This is a genomic window from Schaalia turicensis, from assembly GCF_019380255.1.
GTDB lineage: Bacteria > Actinomycetota > Actinomycetes > Actinomycetales > Actinomycetaceae > Pauljensenia > Pauljensenia turicensis_A.
In genome coordinates this window covers 327,463-349,953 of record NZ_CP048928.1, presented here as the reverse complement: position 1 = coordinate 349,953, position 22,491 = coordinate 327,463, and the positions used below count along the sequence as shown (strand labels likewise).

Here is a 22,491-nt window from a genome sequence, read left to right as displayed (position 1 = left end):
ACCATGCCCACCACGACCTCACCCGATACCGCGACCATTCGAGGCGCCTCGCCGAGAAGCCTCTGGACCGCCCTGGCCCTCCTCCTCGTCCTCTCGATCTCAGGAGCATTCCTCTGCGTCGAAGCCGACCGGGGATTCGGGCGCGTCGACGTTCGGACCGTCGAATTCATGACCGAATCGAACGTTCCCATGACCGCGAAGATCTACCGACCGACCTGGGTGACCAAGGAGAACCCGGCACCCGGACTCCTCGCCCTTCACGGCTACCAATCGGACAAGGAGGCGACGACCACCTTCGGGACCATCGAATTGGCGCGGCGTGGTTTCGTCGTCCTCAGCATCGACCAGTTCGGCCATGGGTACTCCACCCAGCACGGCGTCGACCCGGAGATCATGTCCGGAGCGGCCTACGGCCTCACCCACCTCAAATCCCTCCCCTTCGTCGATCCGACCATGATCGGAACCTACGGTCACTCCACCGGATCGATCTACGCGGTCAAACTCGCCAAGTCCGACGAGGACGTGCGCGCAGTCGTCGCACTGTCCGGCAACGGTGGCGACCCCGATATTCACGAGGTCCGCAACTACCTGCTCGTTCAGGGGGACAACGAGGAGATCGGCCCCTACCGGGAGAAGACCTTCCCCGTTTCCTCCCTCACCACCCACCCCGCACGACTCGAAGCCTTCGGGCTGGGCGACTCCGACGTCCTCGAGTGGAACCACACGTACGGGGACTTCTCCGACGGCAGCGCGCGACGCGCCGAACTCGTCTCGGGAACCCACTTGGGCGTCATGACCTCGGGGGCGTCGAACACCGCGGTCGTCGATTGGTTCAACACGGCTCTGCGCGACGGCGCGCAGGACGAGCATTGGATCCCCTCGGATTCTCATGTCTACCAGTGGAAGGAGATCGGCGGGGCAATCGCCCTCTTCTCCCTCGTCGCCTCACTCATCCCCCTCCTCGGCCTGCTCCTGCGCCTTCCGGCCTTCGCCGGGCTCCGCGCCTCCGAGGGTTCCTACGCCGGAAGCGGCCGCCGGGGTCTCGTCGTCTCCGCCGTACTCGGAATCGTCACCACGATCATCCTCTATCCCCTGTGCACGCAGAAGGGCGGAGGGAAGGACCCCGTTTCCGCAGCGATCCCCTTCCTCCCGCTTCAGATGGGCAACGGCATCGCGACGTGGCTCGTCGTCACCACCGTCCTCACGCTCGTCGTCGTGCTCGTCTGGAAGCGCCTAGGCGTGGGCAGGACGACGACATGGTCCGAGCTCGGAGTCGTCCCCAAGACCGATCGCGCGCGCGGAATCGGCACGGCCCTTCTCCTCTCCCTCGTCCTCGTCGCATGGCCGGCCGTCGTCGTCGCGATGAGCGCCTTCTTCAGGGGACCGGAGTTCCGAGTGCTGTGGCCGATGCTCAAGCCGCTCACCCCTGAACGCGCTCTGGTCCTCCTCCCCTACTTCTTCATCATCTGGTCGTTCTTCTTCGTGGTCAACGGCCTCTCCCTCAACACCGTGTCCCGAATTCCGGCGCGCGAGGGCGAACGGCTCAGCCTCCTCTGGGCGAAGCGATTCGGTTTCGCGTGGGTGAGCGCGATTCTCGGCCTGTGCCTGCTCTGGCTGTTCCACTTCGTGCCCGGCTACCTCGGGATCGGTCCGGGAATGGACGTCATCGGCCTGCCGACGTTCGGCGGACGATGGATGATGATGCTCGACGTCATCATCCCCCAGTTCACGGCGCTCGTCGCCCTCAACGTCTGGTTGCAGGTGCGAACGCGCTCGATCTGGGTCGCCAGCACCGTCGGCGCCGCCCTGTTCACATGGATGATGGTCGGCGGCCAGGTCGGCGTCTTCTGACCCCGCGTCAGGGGTCGTCGCTCACCTGATGAGTGATTGACCATACCTTCACGGTCAGCCGTGGTCGCCCCCCCGTACAATCGGAGGCGACCACGGCTGATCGGTCGCTCGAACACTATCCGCGCGCGCTCCGCGCCTCGACATGCGCGATCGGCTGCCACCCATCCCGGCAGAGACCGGGAGTCCCGGGAAACAAGGCGGATCGTGACCGACACGACTCACGAGAACGCGGCCGCGCCCGAGAAGGACCAGGCCATCGAGACGACCCCCACAGCGGTGCCCGTCGAGTACTCCGCCAGAGTCGTCCGACTCGGCGACATCATCCCCGTCGCCGTCGAGCCGGAGGCCGCTCCGGACATCACCGATTCGGGCGACGAGGACCTCGAGCACAAGACCTTCACCGACTTCGGCGTCACCGACCCGATCGTCGACGCCCTCGAGGACAAGGGGATCATCCATCCTTTCCCGATCCAGGCGCTCACCCTGCCCCGCTGTCAAGTTTTTGCGCAGAATTACACCCCTTCCTGTCTGCACACCGCATAAAACCGGGGAGGTGACAAGGCAATAAGAGGGCTGGGCGACGAAGCGCAGACACAATTTTTTCAACAGTTTGTTGACGCGAACCTATTGAGTCACTAAGATAAACGATTAAAGCGTCAAAGCCGGAGGTTCTGCATGACTGCTTCACCGTCGAAGCTAAACGAGCACGATCAGATTATCTCCACCCTTCAACAGCTGGTTGAACCAATGAAAGCAACACTTGTCGGACCCGCCGAGATCATCGTTCACGATCTCACTCGGCTCCCGAATTCAATCGTCGCGATTGGCGGCGATGTCACCGGTCGATCGATCGGCGATCCGGCGACCGACAAGCTCCTTGACGCCGTCGCCTCCGGAAATCTGCGCACCAGCATCGGATACCGGACAACGTCTCCGAGCGGTAAGGAGCTTCTCTCAACAACCGCCATCATCCGCGACTCGACCAACCAGCCCGTCGCCGCCCTGTGCATCAACCGCGACATCTCCAGCTGGGAGATCCTTCATTCCCTCACGGGCGCGCTCGCGGGCCTCTCGCTCCCAACTTCCGCCGAAGAGGAGCAGGCGACGACCGAAGTCTTCGTTAGAGACGTCGACGAACTCGCGACGCTCCTCCTCTCACGAGCCGTTGCAGAGTCGGGGGTTCCCGTCGACGAGATGAGAAAGGAACACAAGGTCGAGGTCGTCCGACTCCTCAAAGCGAGGGGCTTCTTCCTCCTGCGGGATGCAGCGGAAATGGCCGCCGAAGCCCTCCACTGCACGCGATTCTCCATTTACAACTACCTTAACGAGACCGAGGGGGAATGATGACCGCTACTGACGAGGACTTCAGCCGGCACCTGTCGCGCTGGGGCACGCATTCGGCGAAATGGGATCTGCTCGCCAAGGACCTCGGCGAGAACGCGATCGCCCTGTCCGTCGCGGACATGGAGTTCGTCTCCTGCCCCGAGGTCCGAGAGGCGATCGCCGACGCCGCCGCCCTCGGCGCCTACGGCTACACCGAGGTCTTCGACGACTTCGCCGAGGCCGCGACCGCGTGGATGACCCGCCGCCACGGATGGTCCTGCGAGGTCGAGGACGTCCACTTCTTCCCCCGAGTCGTCCAGTGCGTCGCGGCCCTCGTCGATCACGTCCTGCCGCGAGACGATCGACCGGTCCGCGTCGTCACGCTCGATCCGGCCTACTCGCCCCTCCTCGAGGTGTGCGAACGCGCAGGCACCGATCTCGTCCGCGTGCCCATGCGCGACACCGCGGCCTCCGCCTCGATCGACTGGGAGGCCCTCGAGGAGGCGCTCGCCGACGCGGACCTGTTGCTGTGGACGAACCCCCACAATCCGACGGGCAGGATCTGGAGCGTCGATGAGCAGTGCCGACTCGCCGAGCTGCTGCGCGAATGCCGCGCCCTCGTCCTCTCCGACGACATTCACTGCGACTTCGAGCGCCCCGGCGGGCAGCGCTATTCGGCCCTCGCCAGCGTCGCGAAGGACCTGTGGATGAGCGGACGGATCGTCCACTGCGCCTCTCCCGGCAAGACCTTCAACATCGCGGGCCTCGAAGCGACGGCGATCTGCGTCCACGGGCCCCTCGGCGCCGAGCTCGAGGCGGCGAAGAGGCGCATGGGTCTGCACAACCCGAATTACTTCGCCATCCCCGCGGCCATCGCCGCGTGGACGAAGGGCGACGCGTGGGTCGACGCCCTCGCGAAGGAGATCGACGCCAACCTCGAAGCCGCGAGGTCCCTCCTCGCGCGCCTCCTGCCGGAGGCGAGGGTTTCGGACCCGGACGGCACCTATCTCCTGTGGATCGACGCCTCCGCGTACATCGGCTCCGAAGCTGACCTCGTGCGCGCCGAGCACGCCGCCTCCGTCACGGTCAGCCCGGGACCCGATTTCGGTCCCGCATACGATCGATTCTTCCGTATCAACACAGCACTCCCCCGTCAAGAACTCCTCGAGGGGATCACCCGGCTCGCCGGGGCGCTCACGAGGAACTGACGACCCATATCGAAAGGACAACGATGTCTCCTACAACCCCCACCGCCCCGGCGAAGGCCGAGCGCAGGACTCCGAGCCTGCTCCTCGCTGCAGTCCCGGTCATCACGCTGATCGTCCTGTTGGGAGGTGGCTACATCTTCGCTGAACTCCCGGTCGAGCCCCTCCTCATCGCCTCGGCTGTCGTCGCTGGCCTGGTCGCCTGGCGTCTCGGGTACTCATGGAACGAGATCATGGACTCGGTCGCGGAGAAGATCGCGAAGACGATGCCCGCGATCCTCATCCTCATCTCGGTCGGCCTCCTCATCGGCACGTGGATGGCGGGCGGCACGATCCCGATGCTCATCTACTACGGCCTGAAGATCATCGACCCGCAGTACCTCGCGGTCATCGCCCTCGTCGTCACCGCGATCGTCTCCCTGTGCACGGGCACCTCCTGGGGCTCCGCGGGCACAGTCGGCGTCGCCTTCATGGGCGTCGCGGTCGGCATGGATGCGAACCTCCCGATGGTCGCCGGCGCAGTCGTGTCGGGCGCCTACTTCGGAGACAAGCTCTCCCCCCTGTCGGACACGACGAACATCGCTTCGATGGCGACCGGCGTCAACCTCTTCACGCACATCCGCCACCTCCTGTGGACGACCCTCCCCTCCTTCCTCACGGCGGCCGTCGTCTACCTCCTCTTCGGCCTCGGCTTGTCCGGTGGCCAGGTCCCCGAGAAGGTCGGCACGATCCTCGGCACCCTCGATTCGGCATTCAACTGGAACCTCCTGCTCCTGCTGCCGGTGATCATCGTCCTGGGCGGTTCGATGTGGAAGAAGCCGACGATCCCCGTGATCCTCGTGTCCAGCGCGGTCGCGATGTTCAACGCCGTGGTCTTCCAGGGCATCTCCTTCAAGGACACGGTCGTCGCAGGCGTCAACGGCTTCAACGTCGAAATGGTCGGCAAGACCGGCTTCGACGCCGAGAACGTCATCGAGGACGTCACGCGCCTCCTCAACCGCGGCGGCATGAACTCGATGATGTCGGTCCTGCTCATCTGCTTCTGCGCGATCACCTTCGCCGGCGTCGTCTCGGTCTCCGGTTCGCTCGACGTCCTCATCTCGAAGCTCCTCAAGCCGGTGCGCTCGACCTTCGGCCTCATCGCGGCGACGATCGCGACGGGCCTCGCGACGATCGGCATCACCTCGAACGGCCAGGTCTCCCTCCTCATCCCGGGCGAGATGCTCCGCGGCGAGTACGTGAAGCGCGGCCTCGACCCGAAGAACCTCTCGCGCACGATCGAGGACTCGGCGACCCTGTGGGAGCCGATCCTCCCCTGGACGTCTGCTGGCGCCTACATGGCGGGCACGCTCGGCGTCGCGACGCTCTCGTACCTGCCGTGGGCGGTGTGCAACTGGATCGCCATCGGCTTCGCCCTCCTGTGGGGCGCGACCGGCATCGGCATCGCGCGCCTGAGCGAGGAAGAGAAGGCAGCTCTCCAGGAGGCCTGAGCCTCCATCACACGCCACTCCTCGTGGACGGGAGTTGCGCAATCGAGCGGGGTCCGGAGCTTCGGTTTCGGGCTCCGCTCGTCGGCGTTTGAGCCTCTCGCGTCGATACGCGGCTGATGGCAGGGCGGTCGACCTGTTCCGCACGAACTACCTCGAGGTCGCTCACAACGATGCCACGCCCGTCACCTATCCTTACGCCTGGCCAGGCCCTGTAAACACCGGCGTTGCCAGCGAGCGCGATCTTAACCACGACGGAAAGACGGACGGGCCGTCAGACGCCTGGGGGTTCGGAAAGTTCCCCGGCCAATACGGTTTCATCGTCTACTCGAAATACCCGATCAAGACCGACACGATCCGCACCTTCCAACACTTCCTGCGGAAGAACATGCCCAGAGCGCTCCTGTCAACCAATCCGGACGCAACACAGTGGTACTCCGATGAGCAGATCGCCCACCTCTCGTTGTCCTCAAAGACACACGCTGATCTCCCCATCGATATCGACGGCACGATCATCCACATCCTCGCAGCCCACCCGACTCCACCTTCATTCGATGGGCCCGAGCAGCGCACTCACTCGAACAGTCACCGACGACATACGAACCTCTTTCGTACGACAATTTCACACTATCGCCTTACGCACTGACCGACAATAGCTGAGCACAGTTCACCCTCGCCCACTCCACCCGCCCACTCCACCCGCTCACCCCAAGTTCTGAAGGTAGTATCATTAATCTTTATTAGCTCTACCTAACTTAGATAATGGAGTCCGAATATGGAGAATCAGACAGCAACGACAGACCAGACCGTCACCCTAGACGCAGACGCACACAAGACCGCAGACCTCCCCACAGCTCAGCAGGCCACCGCGCCTCAGCCTCCAAAGACCAACCCCCTGAAGGAATGGGGAGTCCGCGAAGTCGTGACCGCAATCCTGCTGAGCGCCCTGACCGTCATCGTCATGTTCATCGGCGCATCACTCACAATGTTCGGCTTGGATCTGCAGATGCTTGCATCCGGTGGCCTCGGCGTTTTCCTTGCCGCCCCCGTCTTCATGCTGATGACCCTGCGCGTCAACCGCCTCGGCACAACCTTCATTTTCACGACGATCGCGTCGATCCTCTTCACCGTCCTCGGAAACTACCTGTACCTGATACCCTTCTATGTCGTTGGTGGCATCATCCTGGACCTGATCTTCCTGCGCACTCCTGAACATCGCCAGAACTCCTGGTGGATCACCGCCACATGGACCGTTTTCTCCGGCCTGTACCTGCTGTCAACGATGATCCCCTTCATGGGCAATCTGCAGAAGTACATCGACGACGTAGTCGCAGCCCGTGGCTTCACCCAAGAATGGGTCGACACGTTCCTGAAGTACTACTCCAACCCCGCGTGGGTTTTCGGCATCTTCATCGCGACGATGATCGCCGGCTTCCTGGGCAGTTTGATCGGCCGGAAGCTGATGGCGAAGCATTTCTCGCGCGCCGGCGCACTGTAAATCTGCGTTGTCAATCTGCGCCTCAACCTGCGTTGTAAATCCGCGCTCAAACCTTCACTGCAACCCCACACCGTAAGCCCGATGAGCCCCATCCTGACATCCGAGCCGACCGCGTCCACTACCCCCACGCCAGCCTCCACGCCGACACTCGAAGGCGCGAGTACACAGGCCAAACCCGCCGACGCCCGCCCCACGTACGAGTCCCACTTCCCCGGGTTCACCGTGGCAACGGAAGTGATCGTCTTGGCGCTTGTCATGGTCACGGCGGATTGCGATCTGAAACTGTTCCCGATGCTCGCATTGAGCCTCGCGTCGCTGGTCTACATGATCGTTGCCCGCCAGGCGCGCGCCGCTTTCAGTATGCTGATCTACTTGGCGGTCCTCGGTCCGATTTACGTGGGGTACATGGCGTACGGGATGCGCCCAGTCTTCCTGTCCCCCATTCAGATCTACCAAGCGTGGAACACGTTCCCCGTTCTGGCAGCAGCGTGGATTGTCTTCATGACGCCACCCGGGATGATCAGCGCCTCGCTCGCCCGCATCCACTGCCCAAAGAAGATCATTCTGGGCGTACTGGTGTTTCTGCGATTCTTCCCGACTTTCACGGCCAGCTGGCGCCTGCTTCGCGACGCTCTGCGCAAACGAGGCCTCAGTCGCCCCACCCAGATGATCACCAATCCGCTCGACACCTACGAATACGTCATGGTTCCATCTCTGCTTGCTCTGGTTGATTCCGCTGATCAGTTGTCGTCGTCGGCAGTCACGCGCGCGGCCGAGGCCCCTCACGCGCGCACCAGCTACTACAACATTCCAGTGCGCACGAAAGACGTTGTCTGCGTCGTCATCGCTGGCATCGTCTGCGCCTCCGTTTACTACGCGAACGGCCTCGTCGCATGAACCCGACCAGCGTCGATGTGCCCCTGGCGTGCTTACGCGGAGTTTCGTTCTCATACAAGGATGCTCCGCAAACAATTCACGAGGCCACCTTCAGCGTCAATGCCGGTGAGTGTGTGGTGTTATGTGGCCCTTCGGGTGGCGGGAAAACCACTCTGATCCGCCTGATTAACGGGCTTGCCGGCGGTTTCTATAAGGGAACAACTACCGGTAGCGTGTCTTTGGGCGATCAAGATGCAGCGAGCCTTGCTCAGTGGGAGCGAGCCGAAAAAGTCGGCAGTGTTTTCCAGGACCCGTCATCGCAATTCTTCTCTAGCCAATTAGCAGGAGAAATAGCTTTTACCTGCGAGAACCTAGGCTACGGCCACGAACGCGTCGTGTCCCTTACCGACCAGGCAATCTCTTCTTTCTCTTTGGATAACCTGCGTTCCATCCCGAACGATTCACTTTCATCAGGGCAAAAGCAGAAGGTCGCTATCGCGTCCGCACTGGGACCTCGTCCCTCTTTGCTCGCCATGGATGAGCCATCGTCCAACTTGGACGAGGACGCGTCGGCACACCTCGGGCGCACCCTCAAAAAGTTGAAGCAGCAGGGCTTCGCGATGGTCATCGCCGAGCATCGCCTGGCATATCTGATGGACGTCGCTGACCGTTTCCTGCTGGTGCGTGGTGGCCGAATTGAGCGCGAGCTGACGCATAACCAGGTAATGGACCTTCCAGAGGAAATCCGCCTTGAGTGGGGGCTCCGCGATCCACGCTGGACCTCACGTCCCACCCTCCCCCGACCTCACCAGCACCCAACGGGCACGTCGGCGCACGACTCCACTTCGCAAGCCTGGAATCAGCCGACGCTTCAGATCCGCGAACTCGGTGCTGCCTACGGTTCACGCAGTATCTTCACCAACGTGTCATTCAGCGCCAACGAGGGAATGATTGTTGCTCTGACCGGTGATAACGGGGCTGGCAAGACGACCCTTGCACGCATTTTGGCGGGCTTGAAGAAAGCGTCCGGGGGCAGTGTTATCGTCAACGGAAAAGCCTGCAAACGACGCGATCTCCTCCGGCGTGTCTGGTTCAGCCCCAACGACGTCAAAGCGGAATTCTTCACCCCCAGCGTCGAAGAAGAAATTATGCTTCAAGTGCGCACTGACGAGGAGCATAAAGAGAAAGCGCGCTCAGTCCTGCGCAACCTTGGCCTGTGGGAGATGCGCAAGCAGCACCCCGTAACCCTGTCGGGCGGACAAAAACAGCGACTGTCCATCGCCTGCGCAATCATGTCCGACCGACCCGTTCTGGTCCTCGACGAACCAACAAGCGGGCTTGACGCTCTCAATATGGAGCTCGTGTCGCGCGCCCTCGAATGCGCGGCCGAGGCAGGCAAAGCGATCATCGTCGTCACACACGACAACGAGTTCCTGCGCCGTTGTTGCACGCACTCCTACGTCCTCAACATGAAAGAAGGACAGTCCATGAAGGCAGATGGTTCCACGGACAGCCTCAATGGCCCCTCGGCGAAAGATGACCCCCAGGCGAAGAAAGAAAAGACCGCTGGCTTGAAAGAGCTGTATCTTCGACTGACGAAGCCGGCACACGGAATGATTATCCGTGGCATGGTCATGTCCGCTTTGTCAGTTGCCGTCGGCTTCGTGCCGTATGTCATCGCGATCCTCATTGCGCAGGACGCGTTACGTGGCCAACTGCCACCAGCGTCGACTCTGGTCATCATGTCCGTGGTTGCCATCGTGTGCGCTGCCGTCGACCGTATGTTGTTCGGCGCAGGCACTGGCGTCTGCCACGTTGCGGATGCTGATTTCAGAGTCCATGCCCGCCACATTTTGATCGATCACTTCTCGAAGCTACCGCTCGGTTGGTTCAATGACCGCAGTTCTTCGGAGGCGACGCAGGCTGTTTCCGACGATGTTCTAGGTATGCACCAGACCATCGGGCATGCTCCCACCGAGATCGTGCGCGCGGTCCTTTCCCCACTAATCCCATTGGTCATCCTGTTTATTGCCGACTGGCGAATGGCACTGGCATTCCTTGCCTACATCATCGTCTTCATCGGCATTTCAGGGATGTTCATGTCCCGCGACTACGCGACGCTGTCCGAGCAATACAACGCCGCAAAGATCGAGCTTTCTTCGTCGATCGTCGAAATCGCTGAGGGCATCGAAGTTGTGAAGACCTTCGGTAGCACACGCAAAGCCGGTTCACGCTATCGCGAGGCGGTCGAACGCCTGACGGAAGTCACCTTCGAGTGGACGAAACTAACTGCCGGACCGTTCTCGATGCTCAGCGCATTCATCTCGCCGGGCACGGTCCTGGCGTGCCTCGGCCTGGGCTCCAGCCTCTTCATCTCGAAGGGCTGGTTCGACTTCGCGTCCGCTGTCCCCTTCCTTGTCTTAGGGCCCTCAATCCCGTCGGGCCTGGTGACCGTGGCATCGTCCATGGGATTCTTGCAGACGGCATTGCACAATCTCGAACACATCGGGCAGGTACTTTCCACCGACCAGCTACCTGAACCCGACAAGCCAGAGCCTCTGCCAGCGACTGACGTGGATATCGCGTTCGACGACGCCTCGTTCGCCTACACGCAGGACGGAAAGTTCGCGCTCGACCACGTAGACGCGCACATCGAAGCCGGGAGCGTCTGCGCACTGGTTGGCGATTCGGGCAGTGGCAAGACAACATTCGCGCGCTTGATCCCACGCTTCTGGGATCCGACCAGCGGGAGCGTCAGCCTTGGCGGACACGACCTGCGGAATATCTCCACACAGTCCCTGTTGTCGCAGGTAGCCATCGTTTTCCAAGAGGCCATGATGCTGTCACTCCCCATTCGTGACAACATCAAACTCGCCTGCCCTTCCGCCACGGACGAGCAGATGATCGAAGCCACACGCGCGGCACAAATCCACGATCGCATCTGCGAATTCCCCGCTGGCTACGATTCCGTCATCGGCTCAGCCGACTGCAACCTGTCGGGAGGCGAAGCTCAGAGGATTGCCATCGCCCGCGCAATTCTGCAGAATGCGCCGATTCTGGTCCTCGACGAGGCCACCGCACACACCGACCCCGAAAACGAAACTGCGATCCAGACTGCTCTGAATCACCTGTCGCACGGTCGCACGACCATCGTCATCGCGCACCGGCTCAACACGGTTTCCGGAGCGGACATGACGCTCGTCCTCGAAGACGGTCGCGTGCTCGAGGCCGGCCAGCACGATAAGCTCTTGGCCGCCAATGGCCGGTATGCGCAGCTCTGGAACACGCAACAAGTCCAGGCATTCCATGGTCGCGACGAAAAAGAAGACTTCGTGGGGAGCCTCGTCAATCCCAATAGGCACACACCCGCTACCCCTGAATACACCACGAATCCCACACCGGCACTCGCTCACGATTCGCAGGAAGGCGCGCAATGATCGTCAACAAGATTGATAAGCTCGCTGGCCGCTCGACTGGAGTCAAAGCTCAGGCCGTCTACTTCGCGATCTGCGGAGTGCTCGAGGGAGCCGTCTACACATCCCTCCTCCCCTTGCTTCACGCCCTTTTTGATGGCGACGGACACACAGCGTTCACGTGGTCGATGGTTGCCGTCGGGCTCGGCGTCGTCTGCGCGCTTGCGAACTATTTCGCGGAAACGCACGGGTACATGATCGGCGACGTCATCGTTTTGCGATCGATCCAAGAACGTTTGGGCGACCACGTTGTGAAGCTCCCTCTCGGCTGGTTCACCGCTGGGCGAGCCGGCGAACTCGCGTCCCTTTTGGAACGCGACCTGCAGATGATCATGAACCTACCCGGCATTTTCTTAAAACAACTGATCACCGCAATGACCATCCCCGCGTGCATTGCCCTGCTCTACGTATATGTCGATTGGCGAATTTTCATCGCCTACGTGATCACAATGCCACTGCTGTACACGTGGGCGCAGAAGATGGGCGAAGCAGCCGGAACCGGACACGCTGAAGAAGAAAAGTCGAACGCACAGCTGGCTAGCCGAATGCTCGAATTCGTTCATGCTCAGCCGATCCTGCGCGCAACGGGCACGGCTCAAACCGGTTGGAAAGCTCTCGAAGACGACATTCAACGCGACCACGAAACAACGGTTCGCACTCTCAATCAGACCCAGAAGCCGATGACCATGTACACCCTGTTGGTGTACCTGTCATTCGGCCTGACATTCCTGTGCACGACCGCGCTTCTTGCCTATGGAACGCTAACCGCGGTTGAGTACCTGTTCGTCATCGTTTTAGCCCTGCGATCGGTCGACGCGCTCCTGAAGGCAGGTAGCCAAGCCATGTCCTTCAACGTCTGCCAGAACGCGATCAATGCGTCCGAGAAGATCCTCGCCACCTCCCCACTGCCGGAGACAGATTCACCGAAGAACCCCGCGGACGCCTCGATTTCCTTCGACCACGTGCATTTCTCCTACGATGGCACGCGCCAGATCATCAACGATGTCACCTTGGAGTGTCCAGCCGGACAGATGACCGCGCTTGTCGGCCCGTCCGGTTCCGGCAAAACGACGTTGACCAGGCTGATCGCTCGCTTCTGGGACGTCACAGAAGGCTCCGTCCGAATCGGTGGCGTCGACGTTCGAGACATGGCAGTCGACGACTTGCTGTCGATGGTGTCGCTGGTCTTCCAAGACGTGTACCTGTTTGACGGCACGATCGAGGACAATATCCGCTTCGGACAGCCGGACGCCAGCGACCAAGATGTGCGCCGAGCAGCACGCATCGCCCGGCTCGACGAGGTTGCGGAGCACCTCGAAGATGGGTGGGAAACCCGCGTCGGCGAAGGTGGTGGACGACTATCTGGTGGCGAACGTCAGCGCGTGTCAATTGCGCGTGCGTTACTCAAGAATGCGCCGATCGTCCTCTTCGACGAGGCCACCGCGGCACTCGATGCTGAGAACGAGGCAGCGATTGTGGACGCCATGCATTCACTGGCCAAGGACAAGACCGTCATCGTGATTGCGCATCGCTTGTCGACTATCGCTGAGGCTGACCAGATCGCCATGCTCGAAGACGGGCACATCACGCAACTGGGAACCCACAAGGCACTACTCGCCCAAGAGGGGCGCTATCGCAGTTTCTGGTCGGATCGCCAGCAAGCGCAAGACTGGAAGGTCCGATAAGGGCGGGGGTCCACTCCCCTTTTGGCGTGCGTAGCCGGCTTCTTGGATGTTCCTGTCGAAGTGCTTGTTCCAGCTGAAGCCATCGAAAAAGCAAAGCACCCGACCCTTTCGGATCAGGCACCTGAGTTTATTGAAGCAGTGCCCCAAGTCGGGCTTGAACCGACGACCGACGGATTATGAGTCCGTTGCTCTGACCGACTGAGCTATTGGGGCTCTTAAAGGCTACCATCTCAAGATGCCGCCTTCAGTTCACGCCCGCTCGCGCGGCTCGGCGCTTTCACTTGCATCCCTCGCCCGGGAACGAGTTTCGCTATGAAGTCCGCGTTTCTCTCATTGACGAGGCCACGCACTTCCGCTCGCACCAGTTCACTGCCGGATTCCGGCTGGCCTCCTGGACGCCCCCCCTTACGTCAGTGTTGATGAGCTTTACCGGGCCGTAGATGATTACATCTTCTGGTACAACAACACCCGGCTTCAAAATGATTCAAGGGCCTGACCCCGATGCAATATCGGAATCAGACCCTTGAGAGCCTAACCACCTAGAATTAAACCAGTCCAACTTTCGGGGGCTAGTTCAGGTCTGTGGTCACTGAGCTTTGGGGCTCTCGCACATACGCCCCGAGCGCCGGCGAATCCGGACGGGTGGACGAGAAGTCGTCATATTTCATTGGCGGGGTTGCCTGATAATGGGAAAGCAGCGTGATTGGTTTTTAGCCTGCGTGCTGTAGCACAAAACACTAGGAGGAGCGGGAATGTTGTACGTCGAAGCCATGGTGTTATGCCTAGTGTTTTGGCTGACGTGCTTCCTAGGTACTGGCACGGACGTAAAGAATGCTCGGAGCTTGTCCTCCTACCCAAGCGAAGCACAAGACGCAGTACACGGCAGGCCTGAGATTACAGATAACGCTGGAAAGAAAACCTCCCCAGTGCTCTCTTTCCTTTCCAGTCTTCCGGTGTTCAGCGTGGTTCTTTTCCTGGCGGGCTTGCCGGTAAAACAAGCAGGCTTTACCGGCAACTTTCTGAATGTTCTGTTTTTAGGGCAGGCACTGAATCTGTTCGATTTGCTGGTGATTGACCTTCTCTGGTGGAGACATTCCAAGCGAATACGTTTCACCGGCACGAAGAACAACCCCGAGCTTTACCGTAATCCACGTAAACATCTGGCAGCGTTCGCCCGGGGAACCCTCCTGTTCACCCTCGTCGCCGTCCTAGATGGCTGGCTCCTATCCTTGCTCTAATCCTTCCGGTAATAAGAGCATTCATACCCGTCAGCAGCGAGGGGCAGGCCGGCAGCCCAACCAGGTAAAACGCACATGAATTGGCAGCCTGGGTCACGGTGAAGCTGGAACCGATGGGTTCGTCGATGACAATCTCATCATGGACACGCATGACAATCCGATGCCCCGCACGGGCGACGAACCCCATCGCGTGGACAAGCAGATCTCGAGCTGTGGCTTGCACGATGTTCTCAACGAGTTTCCCTCCGTAGGTCTCCAACCGACCCCACTTCCTGCCCGTGGTGACACCACTGTAGGTGATTGACGTGCCGCCCCAACGGTTCTCACCCAGACGCGGCTTCACATACGCCAGCCTGCGCCCAGAGGGGAGGGTGATGAACAAGATGCCAGACTCGACCGAGAAGCGAAGGTTGCGCAGCCGGACGGTTCGGCGGGTGGTGATCGTCCAGGTGGAGACGTTCGAACTCCTGGGCTGGAAGATCGTCACCGCCACTTCGGCGATGTCATACAGTGACCCGAACGCGTGCAGAGCGCCCAGCGCATAGAGCATCAACTGCGGATTACGCTCAGCCTCAGCCAACACGCCTTGCCCGTATTTGAGATCGATGATCTGCAAGGTGGGGTCGGCGATGATCACGCAATCCCCGGTGCCGACCCCTCCCGGCACGACGTGCGAGAAGTCGAGGCGTTGCTCAATCAAGACCTGCGGATCACCACAGGCCTCCTCAGCTAACGAGATGTGTTCTTGGACGTAAGCGACATAATCATCCGTGAGAGTTTCCATCTCGTCATCGATCCAGGTCTATTCGGGTTTGAAGCCCGGTGCTCAGTGGAGGGCGTGGCGGAGCTTCCACTCCGCCAGGGCGTGTGCGGTGGTGCCCTGCTCGGCAGCATCCGACGTGGAGCCGGGTTCACCGGATTCGAGCACCGCCGACGGCGTGCGTTCAGCCACCGATGCGCACCCGACGCCGAGAGCAGTAGGCGGCGGCTCGGGCGCACCTGCCGCATCGACGCCGCTCAGTCAATCCGTGGTTCGGGCAGTGTTCGAGGATTCGAACCAGTACATGAAGGACGGCATCCTCATCCGTCAACTCGTTAACCTGATCGACGAGATTGACTTCGAGGACTATACAGACCGGCATGCTTTCGGCGAGATCTACGAGACCTTGCTGAAAGAACTCCAAAGCGCGGGCAGCTCAGGTGAGTACTACACGCCGCGCGCGGTCACCGACTTCATGATCGAAATGATCAACCCCAGGATCGGAGAGACCGTCGCGGACTTCGCAGCCGGAACAGCCGGGTTCCTCACCTCAACGCTCAAACACCTCGACGAACAGGTCGAAAGCGTCGAAGACCACGAGGCATACCGCTCCAGCGTTTACGGCATTGAGAAGAAGCCAATGCCGTACCTACTTGGCGTGACCAACCTACTGTTACACGACGTCGACCAGCCCCAGTTCATTCACGGCAACTCACTCGAACGCAACGTGCGCGACTTCAAAGACAGCGAGAAGTTCGATGTCGTCACCATGAAACCCGCCCTACGGCGGCACCGAGCAAGAATCGGTCAAAGCGAACTTTCCGCAAGCCTTCCGTTCCTCTGAAACCGCAGACCTATTCATCGCGCTCATCACCTACCGGCTCAAACGACACGGAAGAGCCGGGGTTGTGCTGCCCGACGGGTTCCTCTTCGGCAACGACGGCGCAAAACTCGCACTGAAGGAACGGCTCCTCAAGGAGTTCAACCTCCACACCATCATCCGCCTGCCGGGCTCTGTGTTCTCGCCCTACACCTCAATCGCCACCAACCTCCTGTTCTTCGACAACACAGGTACAACCAAGGAGACCTGGTACTACCGAGTAGACCTCCCCGAAGGCTACAAAGCGTTCTCCAAGACCAGACCAATGCTGAGGGAACACCTGGCCGACGCCGCTGAGTGGTGGATGGATCGCCGAGAGATCGAAGACGCAGACGGCAACCCCAAGGCCCAACGGTTCACCGCCGATCAACTTATCGAGGGCGGTTACAACCTTGATCTCTGCGGCTTCCCGCAACAAACAACCGTCGTGCTCAGCCCAGAAGAAACAATCGCTGATTACAAGACCAAACGAGCCGAACTCGACGCGCAAATCGACGCCAAGATCGCCCAAATCGAAGCGCTCCTGGCGGTGACCGAATGATAGCCGACCGCCTCCGCGCTGCCATCCTCCAAGCCGCCATCAGCGGCAAACTCACAGACCAACGCCCAGAAGACGGCACCGCCACAGAACTCCTTGAACAGATTAAGGCAGAACGCGCCGCACTGGTCAAAGCGAAGAAACTCAAGAAGCAGAAGTCACTTCCACCTGTCAGCGCAGATGAGCAAACATTTGCTCTGCCTGAGAGCTGGGCTTGGGCAAGAGTGGCGAATATTGGTTCCGTGGTCGGGGGCGGGACACCGAAGACGACTGTCAGCAGCTATTGGGGTGGTGACACTCCTTGGATCACTCCCGCTGATCTCGGCAAACTCTCCGGGCGATACGTGTCCGGCGGCTCACGGACTATAACGGCCAAGGGACTCTCTGAGTCAAGTGCCCGTTTACTTCCAGCACGCTCCGTGGTTATGTCCAGTCGTGCTCCGATTGGTCACCTGGCAATTGCCGAACAAGATTTGGCTACCAACCAGGAGTGTAAATCCATCGTGCTGCACATGCCATCGCAAGCCGAGTATGTGTATTTTGCACTGCTCGCGAGTGTCCCGATGATCAGTAAGCTCGGTACAGGCACGACGTTCAAGGAAATCTCAGGGGCGACCTTTGGCACTGTGTCGATTCCGCTCCCACCGCTTGCCGAGCAGGAGCGGATTGTCGCCAAGCTTGACGAGGTTCTGCCGCTCATTGACCAACTTGCTGAACTTGAGAGAGAGTATCTAGACCGCGAGTTCGCCAAAGCAATCGAACGCGCGATCCTCCAAGCCGCCATCAGCGGCAAACTCACCAAGCAGCACCCCGAAGACGGCACCGCCGCCGAACTCCTCGAAACCATCACAACTGAACGCCAACAACTCGAAAAGGAGGGCAAAATCAAGAAGCAGAAGCCACTGCCACCAGTGGACAAAGAAGACGAGCCCTTCGACCTGCCAGATAGTTGGATTTGGTCGCGTCTAGGCCGCGTGTTCAACATGCAGGCGGGGAAGAACGTCGCCGTTGGCAACATTTCTGAAGTTGGCGAGTACCCGTGCTACGGAGGTAACGGGATCAGGGGTTACGTGGCCGACTACAACAGAGATGGAACCTACCCGCTCATCGGTCGTCAAGGCGCTCTTTGCGGCAATATCAATGTGGCTTCGGGGCGCTTTTTCGCGACTGAGCATGCGGTAGTAGTCGAGACATTCGGGCATACATCTCCCACTTGGGCGGCTATAGCATTAGAGCAACTGAATTTGAATCAGTACGCCACCGCAACAGCACAACCTGGACTCTCAGTCGAGAAGCTGAAAGTAGTACCCGTTCCAGTACCGCCTGTGGATGAGCAGGAGCGCATTGCTGCCAAGCTCGACCGAGCGCTACCCCTGGCGCGAGACATTGGGGAGTTAGTGTCGTGATAACCAAGGTTCACATCCGGGGCTTTCGTTGTTTCAAGGAGCTTGTCCTCACACCAGCTGAGATGACGCAAAGTTCGGGTTTCGAAGATCAGACTGCACCGCCTGAAGCGGTATAGGTGGGCGTTGCGCAGATACTCTGCTCGCCAGCGACTACTGGCAGGAGGCGAGAAGGCGATGGGTGACGAAAACCGATTGTTTCGACAATTCGAAGCGAATCTCCGCATGACTCCGGCGACAGTCAGCGTGGTGCGCAATCGATATCATGCCATCACGCGACGCATCAATGTGGACTTCTGGGGAACGTCCTCAGACACAGATCACTCCTGGTACGCCGGGTCATATGGTCGCGGTACAGCGATCTCGACGAGTGATATCGATATTCTCGTGGAGCTACCGCCCGGTGAATACAACAACGCTTGGGCGCGATCCCTGTTTGGTGGGAACGGGCCATCCGAGCTACTCCAAAAGGTGAAACGAAGTCTCAGTGCGACCTATCCCCAAACCAAGCTGCGTGGGGACGGACAAGTCGTCGTCGCCGAGTTCACAGATGGAGTTCGATTCGAGATAGTCCCCGTGTTTCGGGCGGAAACGCCCGGCACGTACCGTTACCCAGACACGCATGACGGCGGTTCTTGGCCAACAATGAACCCGCGCCGTGAGCTGGAAGTGTTCAATGGCCTGAGCAAGGATCACCCAGGTGGCCTGAAGAAGTTCTGCCGGATGCTTAGGGCGTGGAACAAACAGGGGCAGTACTTCAGCGGGCAGGCACTGGACGCAATGGCGTTCGAATACTGGGAACAGAGCCAGTGGGCTGACAACCTGCCATACCTATATTTCGACTGGCACGCCAGAGACTTCTTCGAATACTGGAAGAACGAGTTTGCCCGTGGTGGCGTTGTTGTAGCTCCGGGTACACGTCGACGAATTGACGCATTTGCTCCACCTCCTATGGTGGATCTTCTAGCGCTTTACGCGGACAATGCCAAGACTGCGATTGATGCGACGGACACATGCCAAGCAACAGAGTTTTGGAGGCTGATCTTCGATGACCGATTCCCGAAGTCCTGAACGCGACAGACTGTATTCCCAGCTCGAGAACGAGTATGGGAATGTGGTCTACTCTCACGCCGCGCAGGAAGAACAGCGTACGAGGCTTGCGCGCTCGGAGCGGAGAATCAAGACTTTCCAAATCATTCTTTCTGCGGCTTCAACTGCTGGCATCGTTGGTATCTTTGTGACGCAGCAGCAATGGGCGACGGTAGCTACGGGACTACTCACTTTCGCGCTCCTTGCGCTTAACTCGTATAGCTTTCGGTTCGAACTGGGAACGCAAATAGCGAACCATCAGAAGGCTGCCGATCAACTTTGGTATCTCCAGCGGCAGTACTTGGCTTGTTTGACTGACTTCAACTCGATGAGTGATGAGGAAGTCCGCAAGGAAAGAGACAGGCTTGTAGAACAAACCAAATCGATCTATACATCCATTCCCAGGACAGATAACAAGAGCTTTAACATTGCACGTGCCCGACTTCAGAAGGAAGGGCTGAAAGAGTTCAGTCGTGAAGAGCTAAACCGGTTGCTGCCCGAAGGGCTGCGGCAGTGACCTCGCAGAACCATTTGGCGCGACGAACACCTTTTGGCGGAATGCCCGTTGGCACTGGCTTCGTTGGTGCAGGCGATACCTTGGCGACGCTCATCAATGCTGGCTACAGCTACCAACAAGTACAAAACCGAGTCAACCAAATCCTTGGCTAACCAGCCGAGGACAACAACTGAATATCGCATTGACTAAGAGCCGCTCTGGCGAGACCTCACCGTCTTGCTGGGATGGCTCTTTTTGCTTTCTACCCGTCCGGTTCGCCTCCATCTGCTGATATCAAATCCGGGCACACCACATTGTTGCACTCACGATAATCTAATGTTTGCCACCATGATTCTTTATTTTATCTAAGGCCGTGTAAAAACAGTACTGTCACGCTTCGCTCCTTACATCACTATCCAATTTCCATTTCGTTGACTGCAAAAGGCGAATCATTCCTACAGTTCCTTTCCAGCATAGAATTCCTAAGAAAAAGAAAACAACCGCCAATAACAATCCTACCAAAAGAGCAGGAATCCCTTTTAATTCGTACATGAAAAAAACAAATTGCATCTTATCAATAAGCGGAAAATGCAGGAAGCCTTTAAGCAATCCCATTACTCCAGCAAGAACGCTGACGCCACACGAAAAGAAGAACGAAACCGAAAATATAGCTAATGTAGGAATCAGCGAAACCCACGCTAATGAAGCAAAAGAGTAGAATCCTAAAGCCATCATAAAATGTCTGAATGAAAAATTTTTATTCTCGACAATAGCCTTGCCAAGGTAGCTTAATGCGAAGTCCTTTGCCGGTCCCATTTCCGCAATAATATCGTTTTCTGTCTGCCCCTGTTCCATGCGCTCATAAAATGAACTCTTGAGTTCACTTAAAATGTCAGTCTTTTCGAAAGCGGGCATATATTTTAAATGTTTGTCTACCTGCGACAAATATTTCTCTAATGCAATATTGTTTGACTTGTTTCCCATTTTTATAATTCTTTCCTTAGCTTAGAAATATCTTTCATCAGTGTCTTCCAGTCACTGTTCAACTCATCAAGATAGGAACATCCTGATTCAGTTATTCGATAATACTTTCTCGGTGGCACACCGTCATCCGTGTTCTGCCAATACGATTCAAGATATCCATTCTTTAATAATCGTCGTAGCAATGGATAAACCGTGTTTTCTTTTGTTTTAAGCAAAGGGTAATTATCTAATGTTTGTATCAAGTCATATCCGTATCTGTCCCCATCTTTGATCAGGAGAAGAATGGCATATTCAAGTGTTCCTCTTTTAATTTGCGAAATCCATTCTTCATTCATCAACTCCATCACCTTTCGTCAAATACAGCGCTACTGCGCCTTGACAAGTATAGTGTACTACACAGTATAGACGTTGTAAATAGTATCATCTGCATAACAAAAAACACCCGACCGTAGCCGAGCGCCTTGAACATTTGTATTCTGTTATGCCCGTATCTTCGTGCCGTCCAGGAAAGTGACCGTAATTGCCTTGTCTCTACCCACCGGAGAGTCAAACACCGCGACTTTTCCGCAACCGAATGCCCCGCCTCCATAGCCGGATCCCAACACGCAACCTACATGGCTAGAGCCATCTACTGGTACGACCAAATCAGCGGAAACAAACCCCAGGCATCATCTGCCGGTAAACCAGATATTGAAGCACTAGCCAACCCAGTTATCCGCGGCGAATATGGCAACGGAGACCAGCGACGCGCACGCCTAGGTAGCCTCTACGACGCTGTGCAACGCAGAGTTAACGAAAACTCGGGGAAGGATCTGCACCGATCGCACCCAATATTGATGCCTTGGCAGACGCCGCGATTCGAGGAGACTACGGCAACGGCGCTACCCGCCGGGCGCGCCTGGGAAATCTTTACAACCAGGTACAAGCCCGAGTGAACCAAATCCTTAGCTAAAAAGCTGAGGTTAATAACTGAATGCTATATCGAACAAAGAGCCGCCTCAGCGAGATTTCACCGTCTTGCGGAGGCGGCTCTTTTTGTTTTCCCTGTTTATATTTTGTGCTTATCGAAGCCCTCCTTATAGGAGGAACAAGCGATGATTGACCCGATTCAAAAAGAGGCGATAGTAAAACTCAACCAGCACGGGATGACTGTGCCGATGATTGCGCGGGTTCTTGGGCTAGAGCCAAGCAGTGTTCGCAGTCATCTGACACGCAATCCCCATCAACACCCACAAAACCAAGGTATGGAGGATGGTCGGTGGTGTCGTTGGTGCGGTGACCCCATAGCGACTCAAGCGACTGGCAGACCTGCATCTTTTTGCTGCAGCGAGCATAGGCGGGCTTGGTGGGCGGCACATCCCGAAGAGAAAAACCGTGACGCCACCTACACCTTCACCTGTATCGGCTGTGGCACCACGTTCACCGCGTATGGGAATAAGCATCGACGCTACTGCCGCCATGAATGCTACGTAGCTCATCGGAGCAAGAAATGCCCGCGATGAGCGCACCCCAGTTTGCTCGGGAAGCCACCTACCGGGCCACCATGCTGGCCGCCACGAAAGCAGCCGAGGCAGGGATACTCACCGATACAGATGTGAGCCGCATTCGAGGTGGGCTGATAGCCCGCAATCTTCCTCCGATTGGGCAACTGCACGCAACGCTCGTACTGGATAAAACCCGCGCACAGAGTGATATATAGACACAC

At 58.5% G+C, this 22,491-nt stretch carries 20 protein-coding genes, 1 tRNA gene and 4 pseudogenes; 21 read left to right on the top strand and 4 right to left on the bottom strand.

The window, feature by feature from the left end:
* Window positions 1-3 precede the first annotated feature (3 nt).
* The 10 genes and pseudogenes from G5S47_RS01555 to G5S47_RS01510 all read left to right on the top strand — a co-directional run bounded on the left by G5S47_RS01555 (window position 4) and on the right by G5S47_RS01510 (window position 13,398).
* Window positions 4-1,851 carry an alpha/beta hydrolase gene (locus G5S47_RS01555; RefSeq protein ID WP_006680872.1) on the top strand — a complete coding sequence of 616 codons (1,848 nt, stop codon included), beginning with the start codon at window positions 4-6 and terminating at the stop codon, window positions 1,849-1,851.
* A gap of 149 nt (window positions 1,852-2,000) precedes the next feature.
* A pseudogene (locus G5S47_RS01550) lies at window positions 2,001-2,340 on the top strand (DEAD/DEAH box helicase); the annotation flags it as partial.
* A 186-nt stretch (window positions 2,341-2,526) separates the two neighbouring features.
* Window positions 2,527-3,195, top strand: coding sequence for a helix-turn-helix transcriptional regulator (locus G5S47_RS01545; protein WP_219585658.1), 669 nt, complete (start codon window positions 2,527-2,529; stop codon window positions 3,193-3,195).
* Complete coding sequence (locus tag G5S47_RS01540; protein ID WP_219585657.1) at window positions 3,195-4,382, top strand: MalY/PatB family protein; 1,188 nt, start codon at window positions 3,195-3,197, stop codon at window positions 4,380-4,382. The genes G5S47_RS01545 and G5S47_RS01540 overlap by 1 nt, the downstream gene beginning before the upstream one ends.
* A gap of 23 nt (window positions 4,383-4,405) precedes the next feature.
* Entirely contained in the window at window positions 4,406-5,869 is a 1,464-nt protein-coding gene (gene nhaC, locus G5S47_RS01535) for a Na+/H+ antiporter NhaC (RefSeq protein WP_219585656.1), read from the top strand.
* Window positions 5,870-5,957: 88 nt separating this feature from the next.
* A complete protein-coding gene (locus tag G5S47_RS01530; RefSeq protein ID WP_257878479.1) occupies window positions 5,958-6,512 on the top strand; it encodes a hypothetical protein in 555 nt (184 codons plus the stop codon).
* Window positions 6,513-6,641: 129 nt separating this feature from the next.
* Window positions 6,642-7,364: an MptD family putative ECF transporter S component gene (locus G5S47_RS01525; protein ID WP_179370196.1), complete on the top strand. Its 723-nt coding sequence runs from the start codon at window positions 6,642-6,644 to the stop codon at window positions 7,362-7,364.
* A gap of 81 nt (window positions 7,365-7,445) precedes the next feature.
* The gene (locus G5S47_RS01520) at window positions 7,446-8,261 is read left to right on the top strand and encodes an energy-coupling factor transporter transmembrane component T family protein (RefSeq protein WP_179370195.1); all 816 of its coding nucleotides are present in this window, start codon (window positions 7,446-7,448) and stop codon (window positions 8,259-8,261) included.
* Window positions 8,258-11,677: an energy-coupling factor transporter ATPase gene (locus G5S47_RS01515; RefSeq protein ID WP_218840363.1), complete on the top strand. Its 3,420-nt coding sequence runs from the start codon at window positions 8,258-8,260 to the stop codon at window positions 11,675-11,677. Before G5S47_RS01520 ends, G5S47_RS01515 begins: the two co-directional genes overlap by 4 nt.
* The gene (locus G5S47_RS01510; RefSeq protein ID WP_179370194.1) at window positions 11,674-13,398 is read left to right on the top strand and encodes an ABC transporter ATP-binding protein; all 1,725 of its coding nucleotides are present in this window, start codon (window positions 11,674-11,676) and stop codon (window positions 13,396-13,398) included. Before G5S47_RS01515 ends, G5S47_RS01510 begins: the two co-directional genes overlap by 4 nt.
* Before the next feature lie 139 nt (window positions 13,399-13,537).
* On the opposite strand, the gene G5S47_RS01505 is transcribed toward G5S47_RS01510, so the two are convergent.
* Window positions 13,538-13,611, bottom strand: a tRNA-Ile gene (locus G5S47_RS01505).
* Window positions 13,612-13,774: 163 nt separating this feature from the next.
* On the opposite strand from G5S47_RS01505, the gene G5S47_RS08680 reads away from it, so the two are divergent.
* Together G5S47_RS08680 and G5S47_RS01495 are read left to right on the top strand one after the other, a co-directional pair.
* Window positions 13,775-13,894, top strand: a complete 120-nt coding sequence (locus G5S47_RS08680; protein ID WP_179370337.1) for an IS3 family transposase — start codon at window positions 13,775-13,777, stop codon at window positions 13,892-13,894.
* A 256-nt stretch (window positions 13,895-14,150) separates the two neighbouring features.
* Window positions 14,151-14,636, top strand: coding sequence for an ABC transporter permease (locus G5S47_RS01495; RefSeq protein ID WP_179370193.1), 486 nt, complete (start codon window positions 14,151-14,153; stop codon window positions 14,634-14,636).
* On the opposite strand, the pseudogene G5S47_RS08675 reads toward G5S47_RS01495, so the two are convergent.
* A pseudogene (locus G5S47_RS08675) lies at window positions 14,590-15,564 on the bottom strand (DUF2800 domain-containing protein). The gene G5S47_RS01495 and the pseudogene G5S47_RS08675 overlap by 47 nt on opposite strands.
* 136 nt (window positions 15,565-15,700) lie before the next feature.
* On the opposite strand from G5S47_RS08675, the gene G5S47_RS08470 reads away from it, so the two are divergent.
* From G5S47_RS08470 to G5S47_RS01460, 6 genes and pseudogenes are all read left to right on the top strand, one after another.
* Window positions 15,701-16,240, top strand: a complete 540-nt coding sequence (locus G5S47_RS08470) for an HsdM family class I SAM-dependent methyltransferase (protein ID WP_257878502.1) — start codon at window positions 15,701-15,703, stop codon at window positions 16,238-16,240.
* Window positions 16,230-16,817 (top strand): annotated as a pseudogene (locus G5S47_RS08465) (HsdM family class I SAM-dependent methyltransferase); the annotation flags it as partial. The gene G5S47_RS08470 and the pseudogene G5S47_RS08465, both read left to right, overlap by 11 nt.
* Window positions 16,814-18,220: a restriction endonuclease subunit S gene (locus tag G5S47_RS01475; RefSeq protein WP_179370192.1), complete on the top strand. Its 1,407-nt coding sequence runs from the start codon at window positions 16,814-16,816 to the stop codon at window positions 18,218-18,220. The pseudogene G5S47_RS08465 and the gene G5S47_RS01475, both read left to right, overlap by 4 nt.
* Before the next feature lie 174 nt (window positions 18,221-18,394).
* Window positions 18,395-19,288 (top strand): SMODS domain-containing nucleotidyltransferase, encoded by an 894-nt coding sequence (locus G5S47_RS01470; RefSeq protein ID WP_257878478.1) that lies wholly within the window; start codon window positions 18,395-18,397, stop codon window positions 19,286-19,288.
* Window positions 19,266-19,823 (top strand): SLATT domain-containing protein, encoded by a 558-nt coding sequence (locus G5S47_RS01465; protein WP_218840362.1) that lies wholly within the window; start codon window positions 19,266-19,268, stop codon window positions 19,821-19,823. Before G5S47_RS01470 ends, G5S47_RS01465 begins: the two co-directional genes overlap by 23 nt.
* The gene (locus tag G5S47_RS01460) at window positions 19,820-19,975 is read left to right on the top strand and encodes a hypothetical protein (protein ID WP_179370189.1); all 156 of its coding nucleotides are present in this window, start codon (window positions 19,820-19,822) and stop codon (window positions 19,973-19,975) included. The genes G5S47_RS01465 and G5S47_RS01460 overlap by 4 nt, the downstream gene beginning before the upstream one ends.
* A gap of 217 nt (window positions 19,976-20,192) precedes the next feature.
* On the opposite strand, the gene G5S47_RS01455 is transcribed toward G5S47_RS01460, so the two are convergent.
* On the bottom strand, window positions 20,193-20,786 hold the full coding sequence (locus G5S47_RS01455; protein ID WP_179370188.1) for an HAAS signaling domain-containing protein: 594 nt from the start codon (window positions 20,784-20,786) through the stop codon (window positions 20,193-20,195).
* Window positions 20,787-20,788: 2 nt separating this feature from the next.
* On the bottom strand, window positions 20,789-21,121 hold the full coding sequence (locus tag G5S47_RS01450; protein WP_179370187.1) for a PadR family transcriptional regulator: 333 nt from the start codon (window positions 21,119-21,121) through the stop codon (window positions 20,789-20,791).
* Window positions 21,122-21,400: 279 nt separating this feature from the next.
* On the opposite strand from G5S47_RS01450, the pseudogene G5S47_RS08745 reads away from it, so the two are divergent.
* From G5S47_RS08745 to G5S47_RS01440, 3 genes and pseudogenes are all read left to right on the top strand, one after another.
* Window positions 21,401-21,535 (top strand): annotated as a pseudogene (locus tag G5S47_RS08745) (N-acetylmuramoyl-L-alanine amidase); the annotation flags it as partial.
* A 92-nt stretch (window positions 21,536-21,627) separates the two neighbouring features.
* Window positions 21,628-21,738: a hypothetical protein gene (locus G5S47_RS08740; RefSeq protein WP_444518277.1), complete on the top strand. Its 111-nt coding sequence runs from the start codon at window positions 21,628-21,630 to the stop codon at window positions 21,736-21,738.
* A 510-nt stretch (window positions 21,739-22,248) separates the two neighbouring features.
* On the top strand, window positions 22,249-22,485 hold the full coding sequence (locus G5S47_RS01440) for a hypothetical protein (protein ID WP_219585655.1): 237 nt from the start codon (window positions 22,249-22,251) through the stop codon (window positions 22,483-22,485).
* Window positions 22,486-22,491: the final 6 nt, after the last annotated feature.